Genomic DNA, 25,294 nt, shown 5'->3' on the forward strand with positions numbered 1-25,294 from the left:
TGTAATCGAATACATTTTGTAGTTTTATATTAACCCATTTGCATGATGTTTGACTATTCGCAAACTGCACAAAAATATCAAAGCTTTTTCGTCACTTTGTACATAAGCAGTAAAAGCCGCACCAGAACAGCACTTTCGAAGTTTCTGACATCATATCCAATCTCCTGTTTGATCTTATCAAGGCGATATACCAAGGTATTTCGATGAATGAAGAGGCGCTTTGCCGTCTCGCTGACATTACAATCCAGATTGAAAAAGGTTTCGAGCGTAGCCAGTGTCTCACTATCACTAAACAACACAGTGCCCTTTCCCGTTTCCTGTATAAAACGAAGACGTTGTTGCACAGGAATGCTGTCTACCAAACGTTCGAGGTGTAAATCCCAAGGAAGATGAATGTGCTGTGCAACATGGAAGGCCCGGCCCAAGTGAACACTTTCTTGAAGGAGCGCCGTGACAGAAGATAGTTGCCTTGTAGGGATACATGGTAAGGAAGCAGACAAATGAAATACACCTGCCCATTCACTGGCTACCAACTCATATAGCCCCTGACAAAAGGCATTCAGCAAATCCTTTCTGGCTTCAGCGGTATCCTCTTCGGCTTCACCTGTAACGATCTGTTCATCACCCAGAAAGACCCACTCCTGCGCACCTACAGGAATCAGTATAATTTCTTCACCAAAATAACTTTCGAGCAGTTTATTCAGTTCCTTGGAACGAATGCGATGAGCATCAGGTGTCTCACATTGCAGCAAAAATGGGATTTTCTCTGCTTTCAATTCTCCAGCCAGCGAAAAATAATCCGGGATAGCCTCCTGCTGAGCTGGGTGCTCAATCTGCTGTCGAAGCCAATGACCCAATTCAGCAAGCTGTTGCTCTCTATCATTTTCATAAATCACAGGCTGTTCTTCATCCAGTAATCGATTATGATTGCTAATGAGCAGCTCAATTAATCGCCGTACTTCAAACGTAACAGAGTTTGCAGAACATCTCCAACACAAGACATTGCCTTCTTGCTCATTCATACCGACTTTGAAATAAACATGTTCCTCTGCAGTCCAACTTCGTACATCTGTAACCAGATCATTTGAGCTTTCATCTTGAGGTGTAAGATCGTCGGTCCCTTCTGTCCCACTCAGGGTCATTTGTTTAGCTTCCAGACCAACTGAGTTTATTGTGAACTGATTCCATTCTTCTATAGTTAACACAGATTCGTCCAATGTAGTACCTATGATTGCTTGGATTTGTTGTTTTAGATCAGGTATGAGCTTCATATAATGAACGCCACCACTCTGCTTTTTTCTATTATTTTATCATATCTTGGACAGCATCGCCTTTATCGGTCCACATATGAGTTTCCACATGAACAATCAAATTATCCATAACAAAAAAGAGTGACTAATCAAATTAATGATCAATCACTCTTTTTCAAAAGATGAGTCATGAAGGGCTCGAACCTTCGACACCCTGATTAAAAGTCAGGTGCTCTACCAACTGAGCTAATGACTCGTAAAACTGGTGGAGGATGATGGATTCGAACCACCGAACCCGTACGGGAGCAGATTTACAGTCTGATGCGTTTGGCCACTTCGCTAATCCTCCAGGATTACATGGTGGCTCGGGACGGAATCGAACCGCCGACACGAGGATTTTCAGTCCTCTGCTCTACCGACTGAGCTACCGAGCCTTATTCAATTTTGGGATTAATGGCGGAACCGACGGGATTCGAACCCGCGATCTCCTGCGTGACAGGCAGGCATGTTAGGCCAACTACACCACGGTTCCAGGCATTAATGGTGCCGGCGAGAGGACTTGAACCCCCAACCTACTGATTACAAGTCAGTTGCTCTACCAGTTGAGCTACACCGGCGTATATGGTGGAGGCTGAGGGGATCGAACCCCCGACCCTCTGCTTGTAAGGCAGATGCTCTCCCAGCTGAGCTAAGCCTCCTGGGTAATATGGTAGCGGCGGAGGGGATCGAACCCCCGACCTCACGGGTATGAACCGTACGCTCTAGCCAGCTGAGCTACACCGCCATATTAAAAACCAAATCCTAATTGCTTGTCCATCTTAAGGTAAAGATGGCGGAGAGAGAGGGATTCGAACCCTCGCACCGCTTACGCAGTCTAACCCCTTAGCAGAGGGTCCCCTTATAGCCACTTGGGTATCTCTCCAAATAGACAATCAAGAACAATACTCACAAGGATTGCTCCCTGAAAACTAGATCCGAAACGAAATTTGCGATGTATCACCTGCATATCTTGGATAAGCCCTCGACCGATTAGTACTGGTCAGCTCCATGCATTGCTGCACTTCCACCCCCAGCCTATCTACCTCGTCGTCTTCAAGGGGTCTTACATACTGGGAAATCTCATCTTGAGGGGGGCTTCACGCTTAGATGCTTTCAGCGCTTATCCCTTCCGTACATAGCTACCCAGCGGTGCTCCTGGCGGAACAACTGGTACACCAGCGGTACGTCCATCCCGGTCCTCTCGTACTAAGGACAGCTCCTCTCAAATTTCCTACGCCCACGACAGATAGGGACCGAACTGTCTCACGACGTTCTGAACCCAGCTCGCGTACCGCTTTAATGGGCGAACAGCCCAACCCTTGGGACCTACTTCAGCCCCAGGATGCGATGAGCCGACATCGAGGTGCCAAACCTCCCCGTCGATGTGGACTCTTGGGGGAGATAAGCCTGTTATCCCCAGGGTAGCTTTTATCCGTTGAGCGATGGCCCTTCCATGCGGTACCACCGGATCACTAAGCCCGACTTTCGTCCCTGCTCGACTTGTAGGTCTCGCAGTCAAGCTCCCTTATGCCTTTGCACTCTTCGAATGATTTCCAACCATTCTGAGGGAACCTTTGGGCGCCTCCGTTACTCTTTAGGAGGCGACCGCCCCAGTCAAACTGCCCACCTGACACTGTCCCCGCACCGGATTACGGTACCAGGTTAGAACCTAGATACGATCAGGGTGGTATCCCAACGGTGCCTCCACGCAAGCTGGCGCTCACGTTTCAAAGGCTCCCACCTATCCTGTACAGATCGTACCCAAATTCAATATCAAGCTGCAGTAAAGCTCCATGGGGTCTTTCCGTCTTGTCGCGGGTAACCTGCATCTTCACAGGTATTAAAATTTCACCGGATCTCTCGTTGAGACAGCGCCCAAGTCGTTACGCCATTCGTGCGGGTCAGAATTTACCTGACAAGGAATTTCGCTACCTTAGGACCGTTATAGTTACGGCCGCCGTTTACTGGGGCTTCGGTTCACAGCTTCGGATTGCTCCTAACCGCTCCCCTTAACCTTCCAGCACCGGGCAGGCGTCAGCCCGTATACTTCGCCTTACGGCTTCGCACAGACCTGTGTTTTTGCTAAACAGTCGCTTGGGCCTTTTCACTGCGGCCCCCTCGTGCTATTCACACTACCGGGGCACCCCTTCTCCCGAAGTTACGGGGTCATTTTGCCGAGTTCCTTAACGAGAGTTCTTCCGCGCGCCTTAGAATTCTCTTCTCGCCTACCTGTGTCGGTTTGCGGTACGGGCACCATCACCTGGCTAGAGGCTTTTCTTGGCAGTGTGAGATCATGACCTTCGCTACTGTAATTTTCGCTCCCCATCACAGCCCAGCCTTACGATGTGCGGATTTGCCTACACATCAGCCTCACTGCTTAGACGGACATCCATCAGTCCGCGTCACTACCCTGCTGCGTCCCCCCATTGCTCATAACGGCTTACGGTGGTACAGGAATTTCGACCTGTTGTCCTTCGACTACGCCTTTCGGCCTCGCCTTAGGTCCCGACTTACCCTGAGCGGACGAGCCTTCCTCAGGAACCCTTAGGCTTTCGGCGGATCAGATTCTCACTGATCTTTTCGTTACTCATACCGGCATTCTCACTTGTATAATGTCCAGCGCTCCTTACGGTACACCTTCAACCCTTATACAACGCTCCCCTACCCCTGATGCAAAGCATCAAGCCATAGCTTCGGTGGTGTGTTTAGCCCCGTTACATTTTCGGCGCAGAGTCACTCGACCAGTGAGCTATTACGCACTCTTTCAATGGTGGCTGCTTCTAAGCCAACATCCTGGTTGTCTGTGCAACTCCACATCCTTTCCCACTTAACACACACTTGGGGACCTTAGCTGATGGTCTGGGCTGTTTCCCTTTTGACAATGGATCTTAGCACTCACTGTCTGACTCCCGGAAGTAAGTCTATGGCATTCGGAGTTTGACTGAGCTTGGTAACCCTTGCGGGCCCCGCACCCAATCAGTGCTCTACCTCCACGACTCTGTTTTCCGAGGCTAGCCCTAAAGCTATTTCGGGGAGAACCAGCTATCTCCGAGTTCGATTGGAATTTCTCCGCTACCCCCACCTCATCCCCGCATTTTTCAACATGCGTGGGTTCGGGCCTCCAGTGCGTGTTACCGCACCTTCACCCTGGACAGGGGTAGATCACCCGGTTTCGGGTCTACGTCCACGTACTAAGTCGCCCTATTCAGACTCGCTTTCGCTGCGGCTCCGGCTCTTCACCTTAACCTTGCACGGGAACGTAACTCGCCGGTTCATTCTACAAAAGGCACGCCATCACCCCTAAAACGGGCTCTGACTTTTTGTAAGCACACGGTTTCAGGTTCTATTTCACTCCCCTTCCGGGGTGCTTTTCACCTTTCCCTCACGGTACTGCTTCACTATCGGTCGCTAGGAAGTATTTAGCCTTGGCAGATGGTCCTGCCGGATTCATACGGGGTTTCACGTGCCCCGCACTACTCGGGATCCGTCTCGGAGGGAACAGACTTTCAACTACAGGGCTTTTACCTTCTTTGGCGGGCCTTTCCAGACCTCTTCACTTAACCGGTTCCTTTGTAACTCCATGTGAGACGTCCCACAACCCCAGAGAGCAAGCTCTCTGGTTTGGGCTTCTCCGCGTTCGCTCGCCGCTACTGACGGAATCACTATTGTTTTCTCTTCCTCAAGGTACTTAGATGTTTCAGTTCCCTTGGTATGCCTCTGCACAACCTATGTATTCAGTTGTGAGTAACTGGAAATTACCCCAGCTGGGTTTCCCCATTCGGACACCCCCGGATCAAAGCTTGCTTACAGCTCCCCGAGGCAGTTTCGTTGTTCGCCACGTCCTTCATCGGCTCCTAGCGCCTAGGCATCCTCCGTGTGCTCTTAGTAGCTTAACCAACTCGCTCGTGTTCGAGCTGTCGCTCCGCTTGTTTTGGACTACGTCCAAAGCCAAAAGTCGCTCCATTTCGATCACTCGCTCATGCAGTTTTCACTATTTATTGAAACTTGTTATACACAAGTTCAGCTTAAAAAGGAATGTTCTAAATCGCAAAATTTCGTTTCGATATCTAGTTTTCAAAGAACAAGCTTGTAAAATCTTGTTGGTGGAGCCAAGCGGGATCGAACCGCTGACCTCCTGCTTGCAAGGCAGGCGCTCTCCCAGCTGAGCTATGGCCCCATATTAGATTTTAAGGTATACATGGTGGGCCCTGGTGGACTCGAACCACCGACCTCACCCTTATCAGAGGTGCGCTCTAACCAACTGAGCTAAGGGCCCACATTATATATCATATTGAAACCCGTAATGGGTTTACGCTTGGCGGCGTTCTACTCTCCCAGGACCCTGCGGTCCAAGTACCATCGACGCTGAAGGGCTTAACGGTCGTGTTCGGGATGGGAACGTGTGGAACCCCTTCGCTATCGCCACCAAACGTTTGAGAGTTTGAGCTCTCAAAACTGAGCAACGAGTGAGTAACTAGCCGACCTGGCTAGATTTTGTATTTGAATGTTTCCGTTACAGGAAACGATTCTCCATAGAAAGGAGGTGATCCAGCCGCACCTTCCGATACGGCTACCTTGTTACGACTTCACCCCAATCATCTATCCCACCTTCGGCGGCTGGCTCCTTGCGGTTACCCCACCGACTTCGGGTGTTATAAACTCTCGTGGTGTGACGGGCGGTGTGTACAAGACCCGGGAACGTATTCACCGCGGCATGCTGATCCGCGATTACTAGCAATTCCGACTTCATGCAGGCGAGTTGCAGCCTGCAATCCGAACTGAGACCGGCTTTTTAGGATTCGTTCCACCTCGCGGTTTCACTGCCCGTTGTACCGGCCATTGTAGTACGTGTGTAGCCCAGGTCATAAGGGGCATGATGATTTGACGTCATCCCCACCTTCCTCCGGTTTGTCACCGGCAGTCACCTTAGAGTGCCCACCCGAAGTGCTGGCAACTAAGATCAAGGGTTGCGCTCGTTGCGGGACTTAACCCAACATCTCACGACACGAGCTGACGACAACCATGCACCACCTGTCTCCTCTGTCCCGAAGGAAAGGTACATCTCTGTACCGGTCAGAGGGATGTCAAGACCTGGTAAGGTTCTTCGCGTTGCTTCGAATTAAACCACATACTCCACTGCTTGTGCGGGTCCCCGTCAATTCCTTTGAGTTTCAGTCTTGCGACCGTACTCCCCAGGCGGAGTGCTTAATGTGTTAACTTCGGCACCAAGGGTATCGAAACCCCTAACACCTAGCACTCATCGTTTACGGCGTGGACTACCAGGGTATCTAATCCTGTTTGCTCCCCACGCTTTCGCGCCTCAGCGTCAGTTACAGCCCAGAGAGTCGCCTTCGCCACTGGTGTTCCTCCACATATCTACGCATTTCACCGCTACACGTGGAATTCCACTCTCCTCTTCTGCACTCAAGTCACCCAGTTTCCAGTGCGATCCGGGGTTGAGCCCCGGGATTAAACACCAGACTTAAATGACCGCCTGCGCGCGCTTTACGCCCAATAATTCCGGACAACGCTTGCCCCCTACGTATTACCGCGGCTGCTGGCACGTAGTTAGCCGGGGCTTTCTTCTCAGGTACCGTCACCTTGAGAGCAGTTACTCTCCCAAGCGTTCTTCCCTGGCAACAGAGCTTTACGATCCGAAAACCTTCATCACTCACGCGGCATTGCTCCGTCAGGCTTTCGCCCATTGCGGAAGATTCCCTACTGCTGCCTCCCGTAGGAGTCTGGGCCGTGTCTCAGTCCCAGTGTGGCCGATCACCCTCTCAGGTCGGCTACGCATCGTCGCCTTGGTGAGCCGTTACCCCACCAACTAGCTAATGCGCCGCAGGCCCATCCCCAAGTGACAGATTGCTCCGTCTTTCCAGTTTTCTTCAGGAGAAGAAAACAACTATTCGGTATTAGCTACCGTTTCCGGTAGTTGTCCCAAGCTTGAGGGCAGGTTGCCTACGTGTTACTCACCCGTCCGCCGCTAACCATCGGAGAAGCAAGCTTCTCTTCAAGTCCGCTCGACTTGCATGTATTAGGCATGCCGCCAGCGTTCGTCCTGAGCCAGGATCAAACTCTCCAATAAAGTATTGAAAAGAGCGATATGCTCATTTTGAAACTGACGAGATTAAAAATCTCATTTGTGCTCCAGTCGATTCAAGCCAAGGCTTGTTTCATACTTTCGCGTTCATTCTGCAAGCAGAATGTTTACTCACTCGTTGTTCAGTTTTCAAAGATCAAACTTGATAATTTTCTTGCTTTTTCGTCACCATTTTCTCTCAGCGGCGACTTTTATAATATACCATACTTCGTTTGTTTCAGTCAAGCTTTTTTTGAAATTCTTTTTTCAAGTTCTTAACAAACTCAGTCATTTCGTCAAAAGCAATTAACCAATCAAGCAAAGCAACGAGATATAATGTACCATATAATTATCTTGGGAGTCAACTACCCAAACAAAGAAATTTTTAAACCCAACAACAATCCAACTCCCGGCAATCCTAGAATGCTTACAGTACCTATTGTGGCAGGGTTCAGTGGAATGTAAGTCCCGGTGATCCAGCCTGAATAATTAACGATATATATCCCCACCGCAGCCAATACCAGATGTATCCCGAATGATGTAAAGAAGGATAGCCCAATCCGTTTTCTAAACAAGATGATGACCAACCCCAGTAACGATACAACAAGCACACTGCCTAATATAATGCTTTTCATGTTCAACACCCCCAAGTTTGGATAGTATACCATCACTTACATTCCCATCCCTCGATCACCTACAGACGCCCTATTAACCCCTAAAAAACGCTTAGCCCGCTTCAAATGAATCTGATATTTACGCTCGGCAGCTTCCAATACATAGATCGCATAATCTATCTCATCCTCCCCTTGTGCCTCTTCAAACTGTCTGACCGCCCGTTCCCACTCCGCCTTGGCTTTCTGAATATCTGAATAGATCTGGTCTTCTTCCATTTCCTTTAGCATTCTTTCACGTTTCTCTACCGATCTTCCTACATTTCGCCATATCAACATAAGCCCTCCCCCTCCTGATCAGCACAGCATATTCTCATACATATCAGGGAAAGGACAAACTTAGAACTGAGCTAAATAATTTAATCAATCGTTAATTTGATGTCAACGCAATTCTTCGGCTAAATATTTATACATCATAGAATTGAGAGTCTTCACATTTTACCAACGTTAAAACGATTATTAGAACAAAAAAAGAGAGCCTAAAGGGCTCTCCAAAGTAATCCAAACTCATCTATTCTTTTGTTTAAGAAATTAAATTATTATATGTGCACACTCTCATCAAGCAACACGCACAACTATCTCATTTCCCTGCGCCCTTCCAGCGCTTTGGAAAGAGTCACTTCATCCGCATACTCCAGGTCGCCCCCAACAGGCAATCCATGGGCAATCCGAGTCACCGATATCTCAAACGGACGGACCAGGCGGGAAATATACATTGCCGTGGCCTCACCTTCGATATTCGGATTTGTAGCCAGAATCAGTTCTTTAACCCGTTCATCACTTAACCGAGTCAAAAGCTCCTTCAGACGGATATCATCTGGACCTATCCCCTCCATAGGAGAGATCGCACCCTGCAGCACATGATAGTATCCGTCAAATTCCTTGGTACGCTCCATAGCCACCAAATCTTTGGAATCCTGGACTACACAGATTACCGATACATCCCTGGATTTATCCTGACAGATCCGACAAGGATCAGTATCCGTAATATTACAGCACACCGAACAGTAATGGAGATTCCGCTTCACACTGACGAGCGCTTTGGCAAAATCAATAACGTCATCTTCCTTCATGTTAAGCACATGAAAAGCTAGTCGCGCGGCCGTCTTGGGGCCAACACCCGGCAAACGGGTGAAGGCATCAATCAGCTTCGCTATCGGTTCGGGATAATACAATCGATTGCGTCTCCTTTGATAGGATCAATTTAAATTAAAATAATCCCGGAATTTTCATGCCACCTGTGAATTTACCCATATCCTGGTTCGCAATTTCATCAGCTTTGGTCATTGCGTCATTAACTGCTGTCATAACCAGATCCTGCAGCATCTCAACATCTTCTGGATCAACCGCTTCTGGCTTGATTGTGATTGCCAGCAATTTTTTATGTCCGTTAACTTCAGCAGTTACAACACCGCCACCAGAAGTACCTTGGACTGTTTTGTCCGCCAGCTCCTCCTGTGCCTTCAGCATTTGCTCCTGCATTTTCTTCACTTGTTTCATCATTTGGTTCATGTTGTTCATGATTATTCATCTCCTTCAGTATAGTTATCGCGCCAGGCGCATGTATATCTATTCTTTGATCACTACAAGGTCCTCACCAAAGAGCTGGATGGCTTCGTCAATCCAAGGCTGCTTGTTGCCTGAACCGCCGTCTTCATGCTCAGGTTCAAGCTTAAAGTCCTCCTTTGGCGTTTCAGTAGCTCCTTCCATCGCACCGGTCCAATCTTTGAGCATCATCGTCACAAGACGCGCTGAACGTCCAAGCTGTTCAGACAGTACCCGTTCGATCACTTCGCGATTAGCCTGCTTCTCCGTAGTTTCACGGTGGATGTTGTTCTTAAATGCCACCAGAACATTGTCTTCCAGCAGGGATACCGGTTCACCATCCATAAACCAGGCGTGAACGGTTACTTTCTCTTCTTTTACGCGCTGCAGGATCTGCCCCCACTTCTTGCTGACCTCCACAAACTCAGGAGATCCCTTACGCGCAACATACTGATCGAGCTGTGCAGGCAGCTTCGCCGGCGAATTGCCTCTCGACACCGGAGCTCTTGTTGCCGGACGTGAAGGAGCATTCGATGCAGCCTCTCCCCCAGACAAACCACCCTTAAGCGCACGATCAAGCTTTTTCTCCAGTTCAGCAAGCTGTTGCTTCAATCGGTTGATCTCCCCACCATCCGCTGGCGAGGATACAGCAGGAGCCGTACCAACCGAACCCGATACTTGACCCGATGTCGCCCCTTGTGCCGGAATGCTGCACAGTTTAAGGAGAGCTACTTCAAACAGTGTCTGCGGCTGTACTGCGTATTTCATTTCGCTCTGGTACCGGTTAAGGGTATCAATCATCTGAAACAGCTGTTCCTTGGTGAATGATTCCGCCATATCACGGAAAGACTCGGGATCAAGCACCCGATCCGTCAGTTTATCTGCATCCGGCACCATCTTAATCATAAGCAAATCACGGAAATAATAAAGTAAATTCTCCATGCACTTGTCCGCACTCTTGCCTTCATGCATGAACCCTTCGATCATTTGCAAGATATGACCTACATCACCCTTAAGGAGAGAAGCAGCCAGCTTCGCAAACTGTTCAGAAGGAATGCCTCCGGTCATATCCATAACCTGCTGATAGGTCACCCTTCCATCTGTAAAGGAAGAGATCTGATCCAAGACACTGAGTGCATCCCTCATCCCTCCGTCAGACAGGCGGGCGATGTACTGGAGTGCGTCCTGATCTGCTTCCATGCCTTCCTGTTCGCAGATCAGCGTAAGTCGTGCTGTCTGTTCTTCCAGGGACACCCGGCGAAAATCAAATCGCTGACAGCGAGAAATAATTGTCGCCGGAAGACGATGGGGTTCTGTTGTTGCCAAAATAAACATCACATGTGGCGGAGGCTCTTCCAACGTTTTGAGCAGCGCATTGAATGCCTCTGTCGTCAGCATGTGCACTTCGTCAATAATATACACTTTCTGCCGGACTTCAGTCGGGGCGTATTTCACCTTTTCCCGAAGATCGCGGATTTCTTCAACGCCACGGTTGGATGCGGCATCAATTTCCTGCACATCCATCACAGCGCCAGTCGTAATCCTGCGGCAAGCTTCACACTCGTTACAAGGCTCAGGCGCAGGCCCGCGTTCGCAGTTTACAGCTTTGGCCAAAATTTTGGCCGCACTTGTCTTCCCTGTTCCTCTGGGCCCGCTAAACAAGTAGGCATGGGAAGTCCGCTGTTCACGAATCGCGTTCTGCAAGGTCTGAATAATATGCTGTTGTCCCACCATATCTTGAAACGACTGGGGACGCCAAGCCCGGTATAACGCGATATGCTCCATGATGCGTTACCTTCCTTCCACTTCGCATTCGAGTCCTTTGTCGTTCCCCCATTATACTATATTCCGGGGTGAATCCAAACTTTATCTGACTCATCATGCTGGTTTTTTTAGACATATCAAAAAGACCTCTGCATACATACAACTGCAAAGGTCTCTACATTTAAATGGTAAGCCGTGCACCTGCTATCGATATTTGCGATCCAAGCGGCACCCCTTAACAACAGCTCGGGCTAGGCAACCCTCCGGCACAAGAGTGATCTCACTTATGGCTGCTTCCTTCCGGACCTGACCAGGTTCATGAGTACTCATTGCGGAGGACCCAACCGTCAACACTACGTTAAGGGACCAAACCTCACATCGACAAAACCTCTAGCAGGAATTCAACCTCGCTGTAGCGGATTGCGAGTTACAGGGCACCGCTACCTCCCCATCTAGCACGGTAAGAAATAGTATAACTTAAGGTTGTCTAAATTGCAACCGGAGGGAATAGGAGAGCACTACAATTACATAAAAACCTATAAAAACCCCTGCCGGAACGGCAGAGGTGATTTGAATGTAATAGTCAGACAATTCCCGAGGAATTGCTGAATTAGATTCCGTATTTTTTCTTGAAACGATCAACACGGCCGCCAGCATCGATAAACTTCTGTTTACCTGTGAAGAACGGGTGGCACGCGGAGCAAATCTCTACACGAAGTCCGTCTTTAACCGAACCTGTTTCAAAAGTATTCCCGCAAGCGCAAGATACTTGACCAATCGTGTATTTAGGATGAATTGCTGCTTTCATTACCTTTCACCTCTTTCCGCCCTGAGCCTCAAGCGGACCCAGAGTAAATGGCACAACATCGAAGATTATAACACGGCCTAATGCCAGTTGCAATCCATTATTGTCAAGAAGTGATCAGGCGTTTTGGACGTGCCATTCCGGCTGGCGGAACATGCGTATACGAGCCGATAACGACATCAGGCAGCTCTTCCTCAAAGATCTCAATCATTTGCTTCATGCCCAAAATATCACCTTGAGCTGGAGGAATTAATTCCAGATAGCTCTCCGGGTCAATATTGAGGTTACGCATTTGAATAAGACGCAATTCGGTTCTGCGAGCAAACTCAATCATCGCTTCAATCTCTTCCTCACGATCCGTTACTCCCGGGAAGATCAAATAGTTGATCGACGTATATACACCCTGGGAAGCAGCGTATTTCATCGATTTTTCCACGTTGGCCAGTGTATATCCACGAGGTTTGTAATAAGCATTATAGTGATCATCCAATGCACTGATTGTACTTACACGCATTAAATCAAGCCCGGCATCAACAATACCTCTCATGTGATCATTCAAACCGGCATTGGTGTTAATGTTGATATATCCCATGTCAGTTATGGAGCGCACTTCACGAATGGCTTCAATAATCAATTTGGCCTGCGTGGAAGGCTCGCCTTCACAACCTTGACCAAAGCTGATAATCGATTCCGGCGTCTTCAAGTGCTCCAGCATGACTTCAACGATTTCGTCCACTCGCGGACGGAAATTCATCCGGGTCTGCGGGGAAACGAAGCCACTATCATCCGGTTGTTCAGAAATACATCCGAAACAACCTGCGTTACAGGAATAAGATACCGGAACGCCGCCTTCCCAACGATTCAGGAAGGTATTAGACGAAGTCAGACATTCATACCCGAGCGCACAATTGGACAGATGGGTATAGAGGCGATTTTCAGGATATTGCTTCGTTAAACGTTTAACACCCGCACGTACGTCATCTCGATCACAGTTCAACGGATTCCATTGATCTGGGTGATCCGACATCCGGGCAGTGACGTAAAACTCACCATCTTTCCATACAACAGCCGAGTAACCGAACAACGGCAGTTTGTACTCCTTATCCGTCTTTACATACCCTGGCAGACACAACCGAGTGAATCCTTGCGGAAGCAAAGCCCCAACCGCCTGTGTGTCGCTAGGCATTGGCAGCATCTCGCCAGTATCCGGGTCCATACCAATCGGACGTGTACTCGGCAGTCCAACCAGCGTTGCACCTTCCGGCAAAGGAATCAGCTCATCCTCCATAATTTCGACGATCATATCTCCACTGCGGGCAAGCCCGTACAGGGAAGGATGATCAAATACATTACCTTTTTCATCTGCGTATACTAAATACATGATGTTCTCCTCACATCTAATAGGTTAAAGCCAAACGACGAGTATATTGTTATTCCTGCAGCAGCGCTGCAAATTGGAGTTAAATCAACGACGTAATTCTAGGTAGTTGTACCGGAAGCCGCAGTCTGTCTTGGCGAGCGCCGAGTCGTAGTCTGTCCGGAGTTACTTGTCGGACTGTTGCCAGCTGTATCAAATGCCGCCAAGAACTCAGCATTCGTTTTGCTATTACGCAGTTTTTTCAGGAAGCCTTCGACAAAGTCGTGGGAATCGTTCATGTTTTTACGGATCGCCCAGATTGTATCAAGCTCTTCCTTGCTCAGCAACACTTCTTCGCGACGTGTACCGGAACGACGAATATCGATAGCCGGGAAAATACGACGCTCTGCCAGCTTGCGATCCAGATGAAGCTCCATATTACCCGTACCTTTAAATTCTTCATAAATAATATCGTCCATACGCGATCCCGTATCAATCAATGCTGTAGCCAGAATCGTCAGGCTTCCACCCTCTTCCACATTCCGTGCAGAACCGAAGAAACGTTTCGGGCGATGGAATGCTGCCGGGTCAATACCTCCACTAAGTGTCCGTCCGGACGGTGGGATAACCAGGTTGTATGCACGAGCAAGACGCGTAATGCTATCCAGTAAGATAACGACATCTTTTTTCGCTTCAACCAGACGCAGCGCACGTTCAAGCACCAATTCCGCAACCTTGATATGGTTCTCAGGCAGCTCATCAAACGTAGAAGCCACAACTTCCCCTTTAACCGAACGCGACATATCCGTAACTTCTTCCGGACGTTCATCAATCAACAGGACAAATAGTTCAATTTCTGGGTTGTTGGTTGAGATGCTGTTGGCGATTTCTTTGAGGAGAAGTGTTTTACCCGCTTTGGGAGGTGCTACGATCAATCCGCGCTGTCCCAGTCCTACCGGGGCGAGCACATCCATAATGCGTGTGGACAAATGGTTAGGGGATGTTTCGAGAACCAGTTTCTTCTGCGGGTACAATGGGGTTAATGCCGGGAAGTGAAGTCGTTCCGCAGCCGCCGATGGATTCTCACCATTTACAGCGTTAACTTGCAGCAAACCGAAGTATCGCTCGTTTTCTTTAGGTGTTCTACACTTACCTGAGACGAGGTCACCTGTTCTTAGATCAAACTTACGAATCTGTGAGGCTGAGATGTAGATGTCTTCCGTACTTGGCAGGTAATTGATCGGACGAAGGAATCCGTAGCCTTCAGGTAAAATTTCGAGCACACCTTGCATAAACATTAATCCGCTCTGTTCAGCCTGTGCACGTAATATGGCGAAGATCAATTCTTTCTTTTTCAATGTGCCATAGTAGGGAATTTGATATTTTTTGGCCAGTTTGTAGAGGTCCGTTAGTTTCATTTCTTCCAAATCGGAAATTTGTAGATCCATATAATAACCACCTATTCAATTAATAAGTCCGTGAAATGGATAGTTTCGCTTGATGTTCCGGCTATAAGAGCAGCATCGTTCTGCAATTCTCTTCTGTCCATTGTACGGAATGTTACCGTTATAATGCAAATACTTGTCTTTGAGTGTAAGTTTCCGGGCGGGATGGCCAGCATTCGGCAGGATCCGCTAGTGAGTGAACACGAATACATGAGGCGTTCGATCCGGGCAGACCGGCTATGGAGCGCAGTTCAAACAAAACCGGGGTTTGGGGAAAAGGAAATGATGTTCTTACAGCCATATGAAGTCTGACTCAAAAAAAGACCCTCCGGTAAAGGAAACAGGAACATTTCGTCTTATCCCGGAGAGACTGAGAACTCTATTAAAACAGGTTTGCCCAATTATTGTAAGGATATGCAGCTCTGTCAAAATAATCACTTTAATGCCGTAAAACTCGCCATTCCATACAGAATTAATCTGTTTCTCGCCACACATCTGCACCTAGCAGACGCAGGTTGGTTACTAGATGATCGTACCCACGATCGATAAATTCAACGCCAGTCACTTCGGTCACACCTTCACTGACGGTGAGACCTGCGATCACCAGCGCTGCACCAGCGCGAAGATCAGATGCTTTTACCTTGGCCGCATTCAAAGCACTGCCTTCAATAATAGCTGAGCGCCCTTCGACACGGATCTTAGCGCCCATGCGTACCAACTCAGGAACGTGCTTAAATCGGTTGCTATATACAAAGTCGCTCAGGACACTCACACCCGTTGCCTGTGTCAAAACACTGGTCATCGGGGACTGCAAATCCGTCGGGAAACCGGGATAGACAAGTGCCTTAACGTCTACATGATTGTATCTCGGCTTGCCAATGACACGAATACTTTCGTCGAGCTCTTCAATGCCAACGCCCATTTCCAACAACTTCGCCGTTAAAGCCTCCAGATGTTTGGGAATCACATTGTCAATCAGAACGTCGCCACGCGTCGCAGCCGCAGCGATCATATACGTGCCCGCTTGTATCCGGTCCGGAATGATGGAATGACGGCAACCCTTCAGCTCCGACACACCTTCAATACGGATCGTTTCGGTACCGGCACCCTTGATGCTGGCACCCATTGAATTCAAAAGTGTTGCTACATCTATAATCTCAGGCTCTTTAGCCGCGTTTTCGATAATTGTAGAGCCTTTGGCACGAGTAGCCGCCAGCATGATGTTAATGGTTGCACCTACACTGCTTACATCCAGATAAATCTTTGCTCCACGCAGCTCTTTGGCATGCAAATGAATGGAGCCATGTTCATTCGTTACGGTTGCGCCAAGCGCTTCAAACCCTTTGATATGCTGATCAATCGGACGAGGCTCAAAGTTGCAGCCTCCTGGTAAACCAATGGTTGCTTCTTTAAAACGCCCAAGCAGTGCTCCCATCATATAATACGAAGCACGAAGCTTCTTCACGGGACCATTCGGCATCGGAATGGATTTAATATCGGAAGGATCGATCTTCATCTGACTGCCTTCCCAATGTACACGAGCACCGAGTTCCTCCAAAATTTCTGCATAAACCGCCACGTCACTCAAAAGCGGCAGGTTGTCCAGCACGACTTCTGACTCGGCAAGCAATGCTGCAGGAATAAGCGCGATGGCGCTGTTCTTGGCGCCGCTTATAGTTACAGTTCCCTGTAACGGACGTCCGCCACTAATCATTAATTTTTCCATAAAGCTTAATGTCCCCCTACGTGTTTTGCAGCCGGTTAACGGCAATACGTGCTGTTGGCTTTCGATGTAGAAATAAGGCGTGAAAATGGAAAGACACCGGCTAGGCGGTGTTCTTTCCACTTACACTGTATGGAACTGGTAAAGACAAATTACGCTTTGTTGTTAGAACCAAACTCGCGAATTTTACCTTTAACGGTTTCTTTGATTGCATCACGGCCTGGTACGATGAACGTACGTGGATCGTAAGCATCTGGTTTAGCTGCAAGCACTTCGCGAACTACTTTGGAGAACGAAATTTGGTTCTCAGTGTTCACGTTGATTTTGGAAGTACCCAGGGAAATGGCTTTGTCGATATCATGTTTAGGGATACCTGTACCACCATGCAGTACCAGTGGAACGTTAACTGCATCGCGAACTTCTTCCATTTCTTTGAAGCCCAAGTTAGGCTCGCCATGGTAAGGACCGTGTACGGAACCAAGAGCTGGAGCCAATGTGTCGATACCCGTTTCTTTAACGATACGTACACACTCGTTCAGGTCAGCGTACATGATACCACCGATAACGTCGTCTTCTTGTCCACCAACAGTACCTACTTCGGCTTCTACAGAAACACCTTTAGCGTGTGCATATTCAACAACTTTTTTAGTCATTTCGATGTTTTCATCGATGGAGTGGTGGGAACCGTCGATCATTACGGATGTAAATCCAGCATCGATCGCTTCTTTACACTTATCAAAGCTGGAACCGTGGTCCAAGTGAATAGCAACTGGAACGGTGATTTTCATGTCGTGAATGAGTCCTTCTACCATTTTAACTACTGTGTAGAAACCGCTCATGTGACGAGCTGCGCCTTCGGATACGCCCAGGATTACTGGGGATTTCTCTTCTTCAGCAGCAGCAAGAATCGCTTGAGTCCACTCAAGGTTATTGATGTTGTATTGACCAACTGCATATTTTCCTTCGAGTGCTTTGTTCAACATGTCTGTCATAGATACTAATGGCATGGTTTCAATCCTCCTAGGGGTGTTGGGTTGTGTCTATGGTTTTTAGCCGAAATCACATACGGGCTTATTATACCACATCCCATGTCAAATACTAAACAAGCATTTGCAAAAATGCTGTGCTTTGCAGCACAGTTTTCATAGACACAGCATGATGGCGTATCCATTTCCAATATTCCCCCGATACCAGACTGAAATACCCTTCATGCCTACCCACAGACTCTCAAAGCTTCACACGCAAAAAAATCCTGTATTCACAGGATTCAGCTGCACTTATTCGCAGTATCATTTCGAAGCTGCATATTGACTGCCACTCGCATTTCATCGATATCAAACGGTTTCGTAAAGTGCATGAGCGCTCCAAGATCCGTAGCTTCCTTGATCATGTCCAGTTCACCATAAGCCGTCATCATGATGACTTTGATATCCGGATCAATTTCCTTAATATGTTTCAGAATTTCCAGGCCATCCATGCCCGGAATCTTCATATCGAGCAGTACAAGATCAGGTTTGTCATTATTTACTATCTCCAGGGCAATCTTCCCATTAGGCGCTTGGAACGTATTATATCCTTCGCTGCTGAACACTTCCATTAACAGGATTCGGATACCATTCTGGTCATCGACAATTAACACTTTTTTATTTTCCACTGATTAACCTCCTAGAATTAGGAAAGCATGTACGTCTGAATCTGGATAACAATCCCATAGTCGTCATGATAAGTATTCTACCTCCCCCATTGAAATCCTGCTTACATCGTAAAATGCCAAAAACCATTTTCTCTTATCTCGACATATTAAAAAAGGATGTTCCGGCATCCTTATCGGTTGCCAAGAACATCCTTTTATTTATAGCTTAATAATCAGTGCTTATTTTCCAACGCTCTCCAGAGAAGCTTTTACAAACTCACGGAACAACGGCTGTGGACGGTTCGGACGGGAAGTGAATTCCGGGTGGAATTGTACTGACAGGAACCATGGGTGACCCGGAAGCTCCACGATCTCAACCAGACGTCCATCCGGGGATGTACCCGATATAACCAAACCGGCTTTTTCAATCGCTTCACGGTATTCATTGTTGAACTCGTACCGGTGACGGTGTCTCTCATAGACCAATTCATCATCGTAACAAGCCATTGCCAGGGAACCTTCTTGAAGCTTACAAGGATACAGACCCAGACGCATTGTTCCACCCAGGTTTTCGATATCTTTTTGTTCAGGCAACAAGTCGATTACCGGGAACTCCGTAGCTGGATTAATCTCAGAGCTGTTCGCTCCAGTCAAACCAACGATGGAACGTGCATATTCAATAACAGACACCTGCATACCCAGGCAAATACCGAAGAACGGAATTTGTTTCTCACGGGCATAACGAATGGCAGATACCTTACCTTCGATACCCCGATCACCAAATCCGCCAGGTACGAGGATTCCGCCTACACCATGCAGCAGATCGCCTACATTCTCATCCGTGATATCTTCGGAGTGAATCCAGCGGATCTTCACATCAGCATTGGATGCAAATCCTGCATGAGACAAGGATTCAACAACACTTAAATAAGCATCATGCAAAGCAACATATTTACCTACAATGGCAATCTCCACTGTATGCTCCAGCTTGTTGATCCGGTCAACCAGCCCTTCCCACTCGCTCATATCCGGTGCAGGAGTAGTCAGCTTCAGGTGGTTTACCACGATCTCGTCCAAACCTTCTTCACGCAGATTCAAAGGCACTTGGTACAATGTGTCTGCATCACGGCATTCCACCACTGCGTTTTCATCAATGTCACAGAAGAGAGCGATCTTGGCTTTCATGTCTTTGGAAAGCTCATACTCTGTACGGCAAACAATAACGTTTGGCTGAATTCCAATGCTGCGCAATTCCTTCACACTGTGCTGAGTTGGTTTGGTTTTCACTTCACCAGCAGCCTTGATGTAAGGGATAAGTGTTACATGGATGTACATGACGTTGTCACGACCTACATCGCTCTTGATTTGACGAATAGCTTCCAGGAAAGGCAAGCTCTCGATGTCACCCACCGTACCGCCAATCTCCGTAATAACGACATCCGAACCCGCTTCACGTCCTGCGCGGAATACACGCTCTTTGATCTCGTTCGTGATGTGTGGAATGACTTGTACCGTTCCGCCCAGATATTCCCCGCGCCGCTCTTTGCTGATGACGGAGGAGTATACTTTACCAGTCGTGACGTTGCTGTTTTTGGAGAGGTTGATGTCAATAAAACGTTCGTAGTGGCCAAGGTCAAGATCCGTTTCCGCGCCATCATCCGTTACAAACACCTCACCATGCTGATAAGGACTCATTGTTCCCGGGTCGATATTGATGTATGGATCAAATTTTTGAATGGTTACCTTCAACCCTCGGTTTTTCAGCAATCTGCCCAGCGAGGCAGCCGTTATCCCTTTGCCCAGGGAGGACACAACTCCGCCCGTCACGAAAATATACTTTGTCACTGTTATTACCCTCCTAATATAAGTACGGAATTCAGGCGATATATGGTATTATCGTAACCCGTTTCCCAGGTAATCATCGTTAAAAAGAGCAATGGCAGAAATTCCCTGCATCTGCGAACTGCTCTTTCATGCGAAGACCGTTTGTAAACAACGTTGTTCTACAGCGTAGAATGGTGCAAACCTTCCGGAAGCCATTACCCAGATCTGTCCCAAAAAAGAGATCATTGGATCAGTGAATTTGGTGTTTTGGATATACAAAAACAGACCACGGATTGTTGGCCGGGAGCATGCGGAATTCAAATCATTTTGCAAAATTCTGCCTCTAAAAATACAAAAAAAGTACTCCCGCAGGACGGGGCACTTTTTATAAAAAACATAAATATTTTGTCGCTCATTCATAAGCCCATGCAATAGTTTACCCGTTACCCCGTCTGCTGTCAAGGTTGACAATGCGGGGAAAATGGGTAAACTATCGATGTCAAAAATGACGGTTACTTATCGGAATCGTCGTCAAATTCAGCCTCGTCTTCAGACTCTTCTTCTTCGTCTTCATCGAGGTCTTCCTCTTCCAAATCGTCATCTTCAACCAGAACTTCTTCATCGCTATCTTCTTCGTCAAAGATGTCGTCTTCGTCATCATCATCGTCATCATCATCTTCGTCCTGATCATCATCAGAATTATCGAAGTCTTCGTCGCTGTTGTAGCTGTCTTCCTCTTCGCCGAAGTCCTCATCTTCCAGATCATCGTCTTCATCGTTGATAATGCGCGGACGCTTCGCACCCGTCATGGTATCTTCCGATCCAGCTACCGGATACCAGCGCTTCAAGCCCCACAGACTCGTACCGACGCAAGCAAAACGGCCATCGATATTAATCTCGGTATATAGCTGGGCGATAAACTCGTTGATTTCTTCATCAGTCATTCCGCGCTGTTTAGCTACCTCATTCATCAAATCACGGTAGTAATACGGCGTATTGGCCGCTTTCAGCACCATAAAGGCGAGGTCCACCAAAGGAATCTCTCTGACCTTTTCTTTATCAATTTTCAAATTGAGCGAGGTACTCACTGACAGACACTTCCTCTCACACATAATTCACTTTATATCCCTACGAACTGGAACGTTACGTATAACATATCCATTAACAAACCTAAGTAAAACCTATTTAGCGTTAAAAAGCAAGTTTTTATGTATGGATGTCTCATAATTCCAAGAAGCGACTTTTAAACGAGCAATATACAGACTGTAAGAGACAACTAACTGGCGGGCACATCATCTTTAGGTCAAAAATGGCAGCATCATATAAAAAAGACGGAGTCCCCCTCCGCCTTCTGACTGTATACCCTTGAAGGATCGCTCCTCCCAGGGTCCCCGCAAGAGCCCTCTAGCCCTCCATCCATCATATGTCCCTTCGCCCGTTTTGACACGAAGAGAATGTGTTTTTGTAAAAAAAGGGCAGGTTCCCCATGCGGCGAGATGAACGCATTCATAGAATACCTCAGCATGTTCATCCCGAAGGGGGCTGCCCATTATGGACTATACTGGTTTTCTACATCAATTGGTTGAAGGAATGCAACGTCCCGAACCAGAACAGGGGCGGCGATACCTAATTCGGTTCGCCAAACCGAAGCAATATGAAGCCTGCCTCGTGGAACTGTCGCGGATGAGGAATGAATTTACTGATCTTAGTGCGGTCCGCTCCTCCCGGCTGGCCCGCTCCATTATCGCCCCGGTGCATGACCCGGAAGAACTATATCGCTACAGTGATGACATTACGGTAGAAGAAGACGCGTCCATTTCATTGCATGCCGCCACCGCGCTACACAGTAAACCGAGCAGCGTTCAGGGCGTACCTTGGGGCGTAAAGCAGATTCGCGCTCCCAAAGTATGGTCCGTTTCCACAGGGCACCGGATAAAAATCGGTGTAATTGACACAGGTGCCGATTATCAGCACCCTGATCTTCGCTATTCGCTGGCACGCGGAATCAATCTGTTAAACCGCAGCCTGCTTCCTCATGATGATAACGGTCATGGCACCCATATTGCCGGAACCATTGCCGCAGCTAATAGTACGGCAGGCATGATCGGTGTAGCTCCCCGCTCGCTGATCTATCCGGTGAAGGCGTTCGACCATAATGGCTCGGCCTTTGTGTCAGACATCGTGCTTGGGATCGACTGGTGTGTGCGCAATCGGGTCGATATCATCAATATGAGCTTTGGCATGAAAACGCGCAGCAAAGCATTGCTTGATGTCGTGAACCGTGCGTATCAGGCCGGGATCGTCATTGTCGCTTCGTCAGGAAATGACGGCAAACGCCGCAGCATTGATTATCCGGCACGTTATCAGCAAACGATATCGGTCGGTGCAACCGACAAAAACCGGCGGATTGCCTCGTTCAGTAACCGAGGCGCATTCGTCGATGTATATGCGCCAGGGGACAAAATCGTCTCCTCCTGGGTGCAAGGCAAGCACCATGAGATGAGCGGCACCTCCATGGCGACGTCGCACGTCAGTGGCGCCATAGCGCTCCTGCTTGCAAAGCATCCTGGCCTGTCGCCAGCCGAGATCAAAACGCTCGTGAAGCGCTCGACCGTTCCGCTGCGCGCACGCAAGACCTCCACCGCGAAGAGCAAAATACGCGGTGGCGAGATTGACGCCCTCAAGCTAATGCAGGAGGGCGGAGGGTAAGGAGCGTCGGCTGCCGCTGGGGCCGCCCCGTGAAGCATCGCTAAGCGCAGCACTGCCGCGCGGTGTGATGCTTCATGGCGGTAACCATAGCGGCAGCCGGCGCTGGCCTTAAGTGCCTCGGGCCGTGTAACCATGGCCGCGGGCACAGCAAAAAGTCTCCATGTCCACGCTGCATTGCAGGCGCGTGGTGCATGGAGACTTTTTGTCAAAGCCATAGGGCGGCTGAGCACCGCCAAGGCTTGAATTACATTTTGTCCGGTGCGGACACGCCCACCAGACGAAGCGCTGTTGCGATGACGGTGCGTACAGCACCGATCAGCGCCAGACGCGCCTGCGTTTGTCCCGCGTCTTCAGTAATGACGCGCTCCGCACGGTAGTAACTGTGGAACAGGGATGCCAGTTCATATACATAACGAACAATACGATGAGGCGCATATCCCGTAGCAGCAGTCGCGATTTCTTCAGGCAGCTCACCCATTTTGCGAAGAAGGTCATATTCATGCTCCGTTGTCAGCTTCGAAAGGTCGATCTGTGACAATGGCAACAGCTCAATGCCTTGTTCTTCTGCCTGACGGTACACGCTGCATACCCGAGCATGTGCGTATTGTACATAGAATACCGGATTTTCATTAGACGTCGAAATGGCGAGGTCCATGTCGAAGTCCAGATGAGAATCCATGCTGCGCATGGTGAAGAAGTAACGAATGGCATCGATGCCTACTTCGTCCATCAGATCTTCCATCGTTACTGCCTTGCCTGTACGCTTGGACATCTTCACTTTCTCGCCGTTCTGGAACAAGCTCACCATCTGTGCAATCAACACGACCAATTTCTCCGGATCGTTGCCGAGTGCTTGCATGGCCGCTTTCATCCGTGGAATATAGCCGTGGTGGTCCGCTCCCCAGATGTTAATCATGGTGTCATATCCACGCGCATATTTATCACGGTGATAAGCGATGTCTGGCGTAAGGTACGTGTACGTACCGTCATTTTTAATCAAAACGCGCTCTTTGTCGTCACCATACTGCATGGTTTTCAACCAAGTTGCTCCGTCTTGCTCATAGATTTCATTACGATCACGCAATTCGTCAAGCACACGCAGCACTTCTCCGTTATCATACAGTGAAGTTTCGCTGAACCAGATGTCGAAATTGACACGGAAGCGATTCAAGTCACGTTTGATCTTGTCCAGCTCTTTCTCCAGACCGAAGTCACGGAAATAGGCAGCACGGTCACCCGGATGCATGGACAGCAAAGAATCACCCTTCTCGGCTACCAGCTCCTTGGCAAATCCTTTGATATCCTCACCGTGATAACCGTCTTCCGGCATCTCTGCATCTTGGCCCAGTTCTTGCAAATATCTAGCTTCAATGGAGCGAGACAGGTTAAACACCTGGTTACCGGCATCATTAATGTAGTATTCACGTGTTACATCATACCCGGCATAGTCGAGGATGTTACAAAGCGCATCACCAACAGCCGCTCCACGCGCATGGCCCAGATGCAGGCTGCCTGTCGGGTTGGCACTGACAAACTCCATCTCGACCTTGCGCCCTTCACCCACATTGATTCTTCCATAATTCTCGCCCTGCTCATGTACAAGCCCCAGCACAGGATAGAGATAGCTCTTGTCCAATTTGAAGTTAATGAATCCTGGTCCGGCAATTTCCGCCTTCTCGATTCCAGCTTCAGTCAGATTGAGATTGGCAATAATCTCTTCTGCAATCTGGCGTGGATTACGCTTGGCAATCTTGGTCAGTTGCATAGCGGCATTGGTCGCCAAATCGCCGTGTGTTTTCTCGCGTGGTACTTCAAGGGTAATGGTCGGCAGGTCCTCCTGCGCAACAATGCCAGCAGTAACAATGGCATTGCCGATAGCTGTACTTACCCGTTCGTTAATCGTATCTAATGGATTACGTGTCATGAAATTGGTTCCTCCTGTATATGCAAACTTATCGCGAAATGTCCGGATTCTTCGTCAAAGCGGTAAAAGTCGTAGCTCCACGCTGCGCGTGCGCTCAATCCCTGAATGGAAAGTTCCAGCTCCTGTGTATGCGTGGACAAGGCAAACGACATATACGGCGAGCGGTAAAAACCAGGGAGCTTGCGGCCTAGTTCAAACGTTTGCTCCGATTCCACCTCGCCATGACGTATAATCTTGATGGATTGTCCGCCCAGCTTCAATGTTGTTCGGGTAATACCGCCCTCGGGTCCGGTCTGTGGTTCTTCATACCGTACATAGAGCACAGATCCTTTCAACACGGCTTCACCCTGCATTTCCTGCAGTACATCTTCACCTTCATAACGGCTGTGCAGCCGGATCTGAACCGGTCGCATGTTCGACATGAATGTTAACCTCCATTATATTCGAGGCGACGCAAAATCAGGCACGGCCGGTGAGAACAGCCCTTCCTGTATTGTTGTGCCGCTATACGCGCTCATATTTC

The 25,294-nt window shown here is 48.5% G+C and carries 17 protein-coding genes, 10 tRNA genes, 3 rRNA genes and 1 other RNA gene; 1 reads left to right on the top strand and 30 read right to left on the bottom strand.

Annotated features, from left to right (window positions below):
• Nucleotides 1-77: 77 nt before the first annotated feature.
• The 28 genes from Q0V21_RS25415 to rpoE form a co-directional block, all read right to left on the bottom strand.
• Nucleotides 78-1,271: a PucR family transcriptional regulator gene (locus Q0V21_RS25415; RefSeq protein ID WP_301881170.1), complete on the bottom strand. Its 1,194-nt coding sequence runs from the start codon at nt 1,269-1,271 to the stop codon at nt 78-80.
• Between the two features lie 162 nt (nt 1,272-1,433).
• A tRNA-Lys gene (locus Q0V21_RS25420) sits at nt 1,434-1,506 on the bottom strand.
• Between the two features lie 7 nt (nt 1,507-1,513).
• Nucleotides 1,514-1,599 (bottom strand) — tRNA-Tyr (locus Q0V21_RS25425).
• Between the two features lie 9 nt (nt 1,600-1,608).
• A tRNA-Phe gene (locus tag Q0V21_RS25430) sits at nt 1,609-1,684 on the bottom strand.
• Between the two features lie 20 nt (nt 1,685-1,704).
• Nucleotides 1,705-1,782 (bottom strand) — tRNA-Asp (locus Q0V21_RS25435).
• A gap of 9 nt (nt 1,783-1,791) precedes the next feature.
• A tRNA-Thr gene (locus Q0V21_RS25440) sits at nt 1,792-1,867 on the bottom strand.
• 5 nt (nt 1,868-1,872) lie between these two features.
• A tRNA-Val gene (locus Q0V21_RS25445) sits at nt 1,873-1,948 on the bottom strand.
• A gap of 9 nt (nt 1,949-1,957) precedes the next feature.
• Nucleotides 1,958-2,034 (bottom strand) — tRNA-Met (locus Q0V21_RS25450).
• A gap of 46 nt (nt 2,035-2,080) precedes the next feature.
• Nucleotides 2,081-2,172, bottom strand: a tRNA-Ser gene (locus Q0V21_RS25455).
• An 87-nt stretch (nt 2,173-2,259) separates the two neighbouring features.
• A 23S ribosomal RNA gene (locus Q0V21_RS25460) occupies nt 2,260-5,185 on the bottom strand.
• Between the two features lie 205 nt (nt 5,186-5,390).
• Nucleotides 5,391-5,466 (bottom strand) — tRNA-Ala (locus tag Q0V21_RS25465).
• A gap of 22 nt (nt 5,467-5,488) precedes the next feature.
• A tRNA-Ile gene (locus tag Q0V21_RS25470) sits at nt 5,489-5,565 on the bottom strand.
• A 37-nt stretch (nt 5,566-5,602) separates the two neighbouring features.
• A 5S ribosomal RNA gene (rrf, locus tag Q0V21_RS25475) occupies nt 5,603-5,719 on the bottom strand.
• Nucleotides 5,720-5,825: 106 nt separating this feature from the next.
• Nucleotides 5,826-7,377 (bottom strand): 16S ribosomal RNA (locus Q0V21_RS25480).
• The 16S, 23S and 5S rRNA genes sit together here with 10 tRNA genes alongside, the layout of an rRNA operon.
• Nucleotides 7,378-7,736: 359 nt before the next feature.
• A complete protein-coding gene (locus Q0V21_RS25485; RefSeq protein WP_285080726.1) occupies nt 7,737-8,006 on the bottom strand; it encodes a pro-sigmaK processing inhibitor BofA family protein in 270 nt (89 codons plus the stop codon).
• A 36-nt stretch (nt 8,007-8,042) separates the two neighbouring features.
• Nucleotides 8,043-8,273, bottom strand: a complete 231-nt coding sequence (locus tag Q0V21_RS25490; RefSeq protein WP_443146329.1) for a DUF2508 family protein — start codon at nt 8,271-8,273, stop codon at nt 8,043-8,045.
• Between the two features lie 344 nt (nt 8,274-8,617).
• Nucleotides 8,618-9,217 carry a recombination mediator RecR gene (gene recR, locus Q0V21_RS25495; protein WP_062329683.1) on the bottom strand — a complete coding sequence of 200 codons (600 nt, stop codon included), beginning with the start codon at nt 9,215-9,217 and terminating at the stop codon, nt 8,618-8,620.
• A 34-nt stretch (nt 9,218-9,251) separates the two neighbouring features.
• Nucleotides 9,252-9,563, bottom strand: coding sequence for a YbaB/EbfC family nucleoid-associated protein (locus tag Q0V21_RS25500; RefSeq protein WP_024628773.1), 312 nt, complete (start codon nt 9,561-9,563; stop codon nt 9,252-9,254).
• Between the two features lie 48 nt (nt 9,564-9,611).
• Nucleotides 9,612-11,372: a DNA polymerase III subunit gamma/tau gene (gene dnaX, locus Q0V21_RS25505; RefSeq protein WP_301881174.1), complete on the bottom strand. Its 1,761-nt coding sequence runs from the start codon at nt 11,370-11,372 to the stop codon at nt 9,612-9,614.
• Between the two features lie 172 nt (nt 11,373-11,544).
• Nucleotides 11,545-11,812, bottom strand: an RNA gene (gene ffs / locus Q0V21_RS25510) — signal recognition particle sRNA large type.
• Between the two features lie 149 nt (nt 11,813-11,961).
• Nucleotides 11,962-12,159, bottom strand: a complete 198-nt coding sequence (rpmE, locus tag Q0V21_RS25515) for a 50S ribosomal protein L31 (RefSeq protein ID WP_024628775.1) — start codon at nt 12,157-12,159, stop codon at nt 11,962-11,964.
• 103 nt (nt 12,160-12,262) lie between these two features.
• Nucleotides 12,263-13,537 carry a radical SAM family protein gene (locus Q0V21_RS25520; RefSeq protein WP_079345588.1) on the bottom strand — a complete coding sequence of 425 codons (1,275 nt, stop codon included), beginning with the start codon at nt 13,535-13,537 and terminating at the stop codon, nt 12,263-12,265.
• 98 nt (nt 13,538-13,635) lie between these two features.
• Nucleotides 13,636-14,961 carry a transcription termination factor Rho gene (gene rho, locus Q0V21_RS25525; protein WP_024628777.1) on the bottom strand — a complete coding sequence of 442 codons (1,326 nt, stop codon included), beginning with the start codon at nt 14,959-14,961 and terminating at the stop codon, nt 13,636-13,638.
• Nucleotides 14,962-15,430: 469 nt separating this feature from the next.
• Nucleotides 15,431-16,684, bottom strand: coding sequence for a UDP-N-acetylglucosamine 1-carboxyvinyltransferase (locus Q0V21_RS25530; RefSeq protein WP_024628779.1), 1,254 nt, complete (start codon nt 16,682-16,684; stop codon nt 15,431-15,433).
• Between the two features lie 149 nt (nt 16,685-16,833).
• Nucleotides 16,834-17,688, bottom strand: coding sequence for a class II fructose-1,6-bisphosphate aldolase (gene fba, locus Q0V21_RS25535; protein ID WP_024628780.1), 855 nt, complete (start codon nt 17,686-17,688; stop codon nt 16,834-16,836).
• 260 nt (nt 17,689-17,948) lie between these two features.
• Nucleotides 17,949-18,335, bottom strand: coding sequence for a response regulator (locus Q0V21_RS25540; protein WP_024628781.1), 387 nt, complete (start codon nt 18,333-18,335; stop codon nt 17,949-17,951).
• Between the two features lie 219 nt (nt 18,336-18,554).
• Nucleotides 18,555-20,159, bottom strand: coding sequence for a CTP synthase (locus Q0V21_RS25545; protein WP_024628782.1), 1,605 nt, complete (start codon nt 20,157-20,159; stop codon nt 18,555-18,557).
• A gap of 491 nt (nt 20,160-20,650) precedes the next feature.
• A complete protein-coding gene (gene rpoE / locus Q0V21_RS25550) occupies nt 20,651-21,226 on the bottom strand; it encodes a DNA-directed RNA polymerase subunit delta (RefSeq protein WP_079345582.1) in 576 nt (191 codons plus the stop codon).
• Nucleotides 21,227-21,689: 463 nt separating this feature from the next.
• Here rpoE and Q0V21_RS25555 point away from each other — a divergent pair, with 463 nt between their 5' ends.
• The gene (locus Q0V21_RS25555; protein ID WP_079345578.1) at nt 21,690-22,847 is read left to right on the top strand and encodes a S8 family peptidase; all 1,158 of its coding nucleotides are present in this window, start codon (nt 21,690-21,692) and stop codon (nt 22,845-22,847) included.
• Between the two features lie 244 nt (nt 22,848-23,091).
• Here Q0V21_RS25555 and argS read toward each other — a convergent pair whose 3' ends face one another.
• Both argS and Q0V21_RS25565 read right to left on the bottom strand, forming a co-directional pair.
• Nucleotides 23,092-24,771 carry an arginine--tRNA ligase gene (argS, locus tag Q0V21_RS25560; protein WP_285080731.1) on the bottom strand — a complete coding sequence of 560 codons (1,680 nt, stop codon included), beginning with the start codon at nt 24,769-24,771 and terminating at the stop codon, nt 23,092-23,094.
• Nucleotides 24,768-25,193, bottom strand: coding sequence for a YwiB family protein (locus tag Q0V21_RS25565; protein ID WP_079345574.1), 426 nt, complete (start codon nt 25,191-25,193; stop codon nt 24,768-24,770). Before Q0V21_RS25565 ends, argS begins: the two co-directional genes overlap by 4 nt.
• Between the last annotated feature and the right edge of the window lie 101 nt (nt 25,194-25,294).

Origin of the sequence: Paenibacillus sp. 11B (assembly GCF_030487755.1) — a bacterium.
GTDB classification, from domain to species: domain Bacteria; phylum Bacillota; class Bacilli; order Paenibacillales; family Paenibacillaceae; genus Paenibacillus; species Paenibacillus vandeheii.

Coding starts and splice junctions, on each gene's coding strand:
- Q0V21_RS25415 (WP_301881170.1), bottom strand. CDS start 1,271: ATGAAGCTCATACCTGATCTAAAACAACAAATCCAAGCAATCATAGGT.
- Q0V21_RS25485 (WP_285080726.1), bottom strand. CDS start 8,006: ATGAAAAGCATTATATTAGGCAGTGTGCTTGTTGTATCGTTACTGGGG.
- Q0V21_RS25490 (WP_443146329.1), bottom strand. CDS start 8,273: ATGCTAAAGGAAATGGAAGAAGACCAGATCTATTCAGATATTCAGAAA.
- Q0V21_RS25500 (WP_024628773.1), bottom strand. CDS start 9,563: ATGAACAACATGAACCAAATGATGAAACAAGTGAAGAAAATGCAGGAG.
- dnaX (WP_301881174.1), bottom strand. CDS start 11,372: ATGGAGCATATCGCGTTATACCGGGCTTGGCGTCCCCAGTCGTTTCAA.
- rpmE (WP_024628775.1), bottom strand. CDS start 12,159: ATGAAAGCAGCAATTCATCCTAAATACACGATTGGTCAAGTATCTTGC.
- Q0V21_RS25520 (WP_079345588.1), bottom strand. CDS start 13,537: ATGTATTTAGTATACGCAGATGAAAAAGGTAATGTATTTGATCATCCT.
- rho (WP_024628777.1), bottom strand. CDS start 14,961: ATGGATCTACAAATTTCCGATTTGGAAGAAATGAAACTAACGGACCTC.
- Q0V21_RS25530 (WP_024628779.1), bottom strand. CDS start 16,684: ATGGAAAAATTAATGATTAGTGGCGGACGTCCGTTACAGGGAACTGTA.
- fba (WP_024628780.1), bottom strand. CDS start 17,688: ATGCCATTAGTATCTATGACAGACATGTTGAACAAAGCACTCGAAGGA.
- Q0V21_RS25555 (WP_079345578.1), top strand. CDS start 21,690: ATGGACTATACTGGTTTTCTACATCAATTGGTTGAAGGAATGCAACGT.
- argS (WP_285080731.1), bottom strand. CDS start 24,771: ATGACACGTAATCCATTAGATACGATTAACGAACGGGTAAGTACAGCT.
- Q0V21_RS25565 (WP_079345574.1), bottom strand. CDS start 25,193: ATGTCGAACATGCGACCGGTTCAGATCCGGCTGCACAGCCGTTATGAA.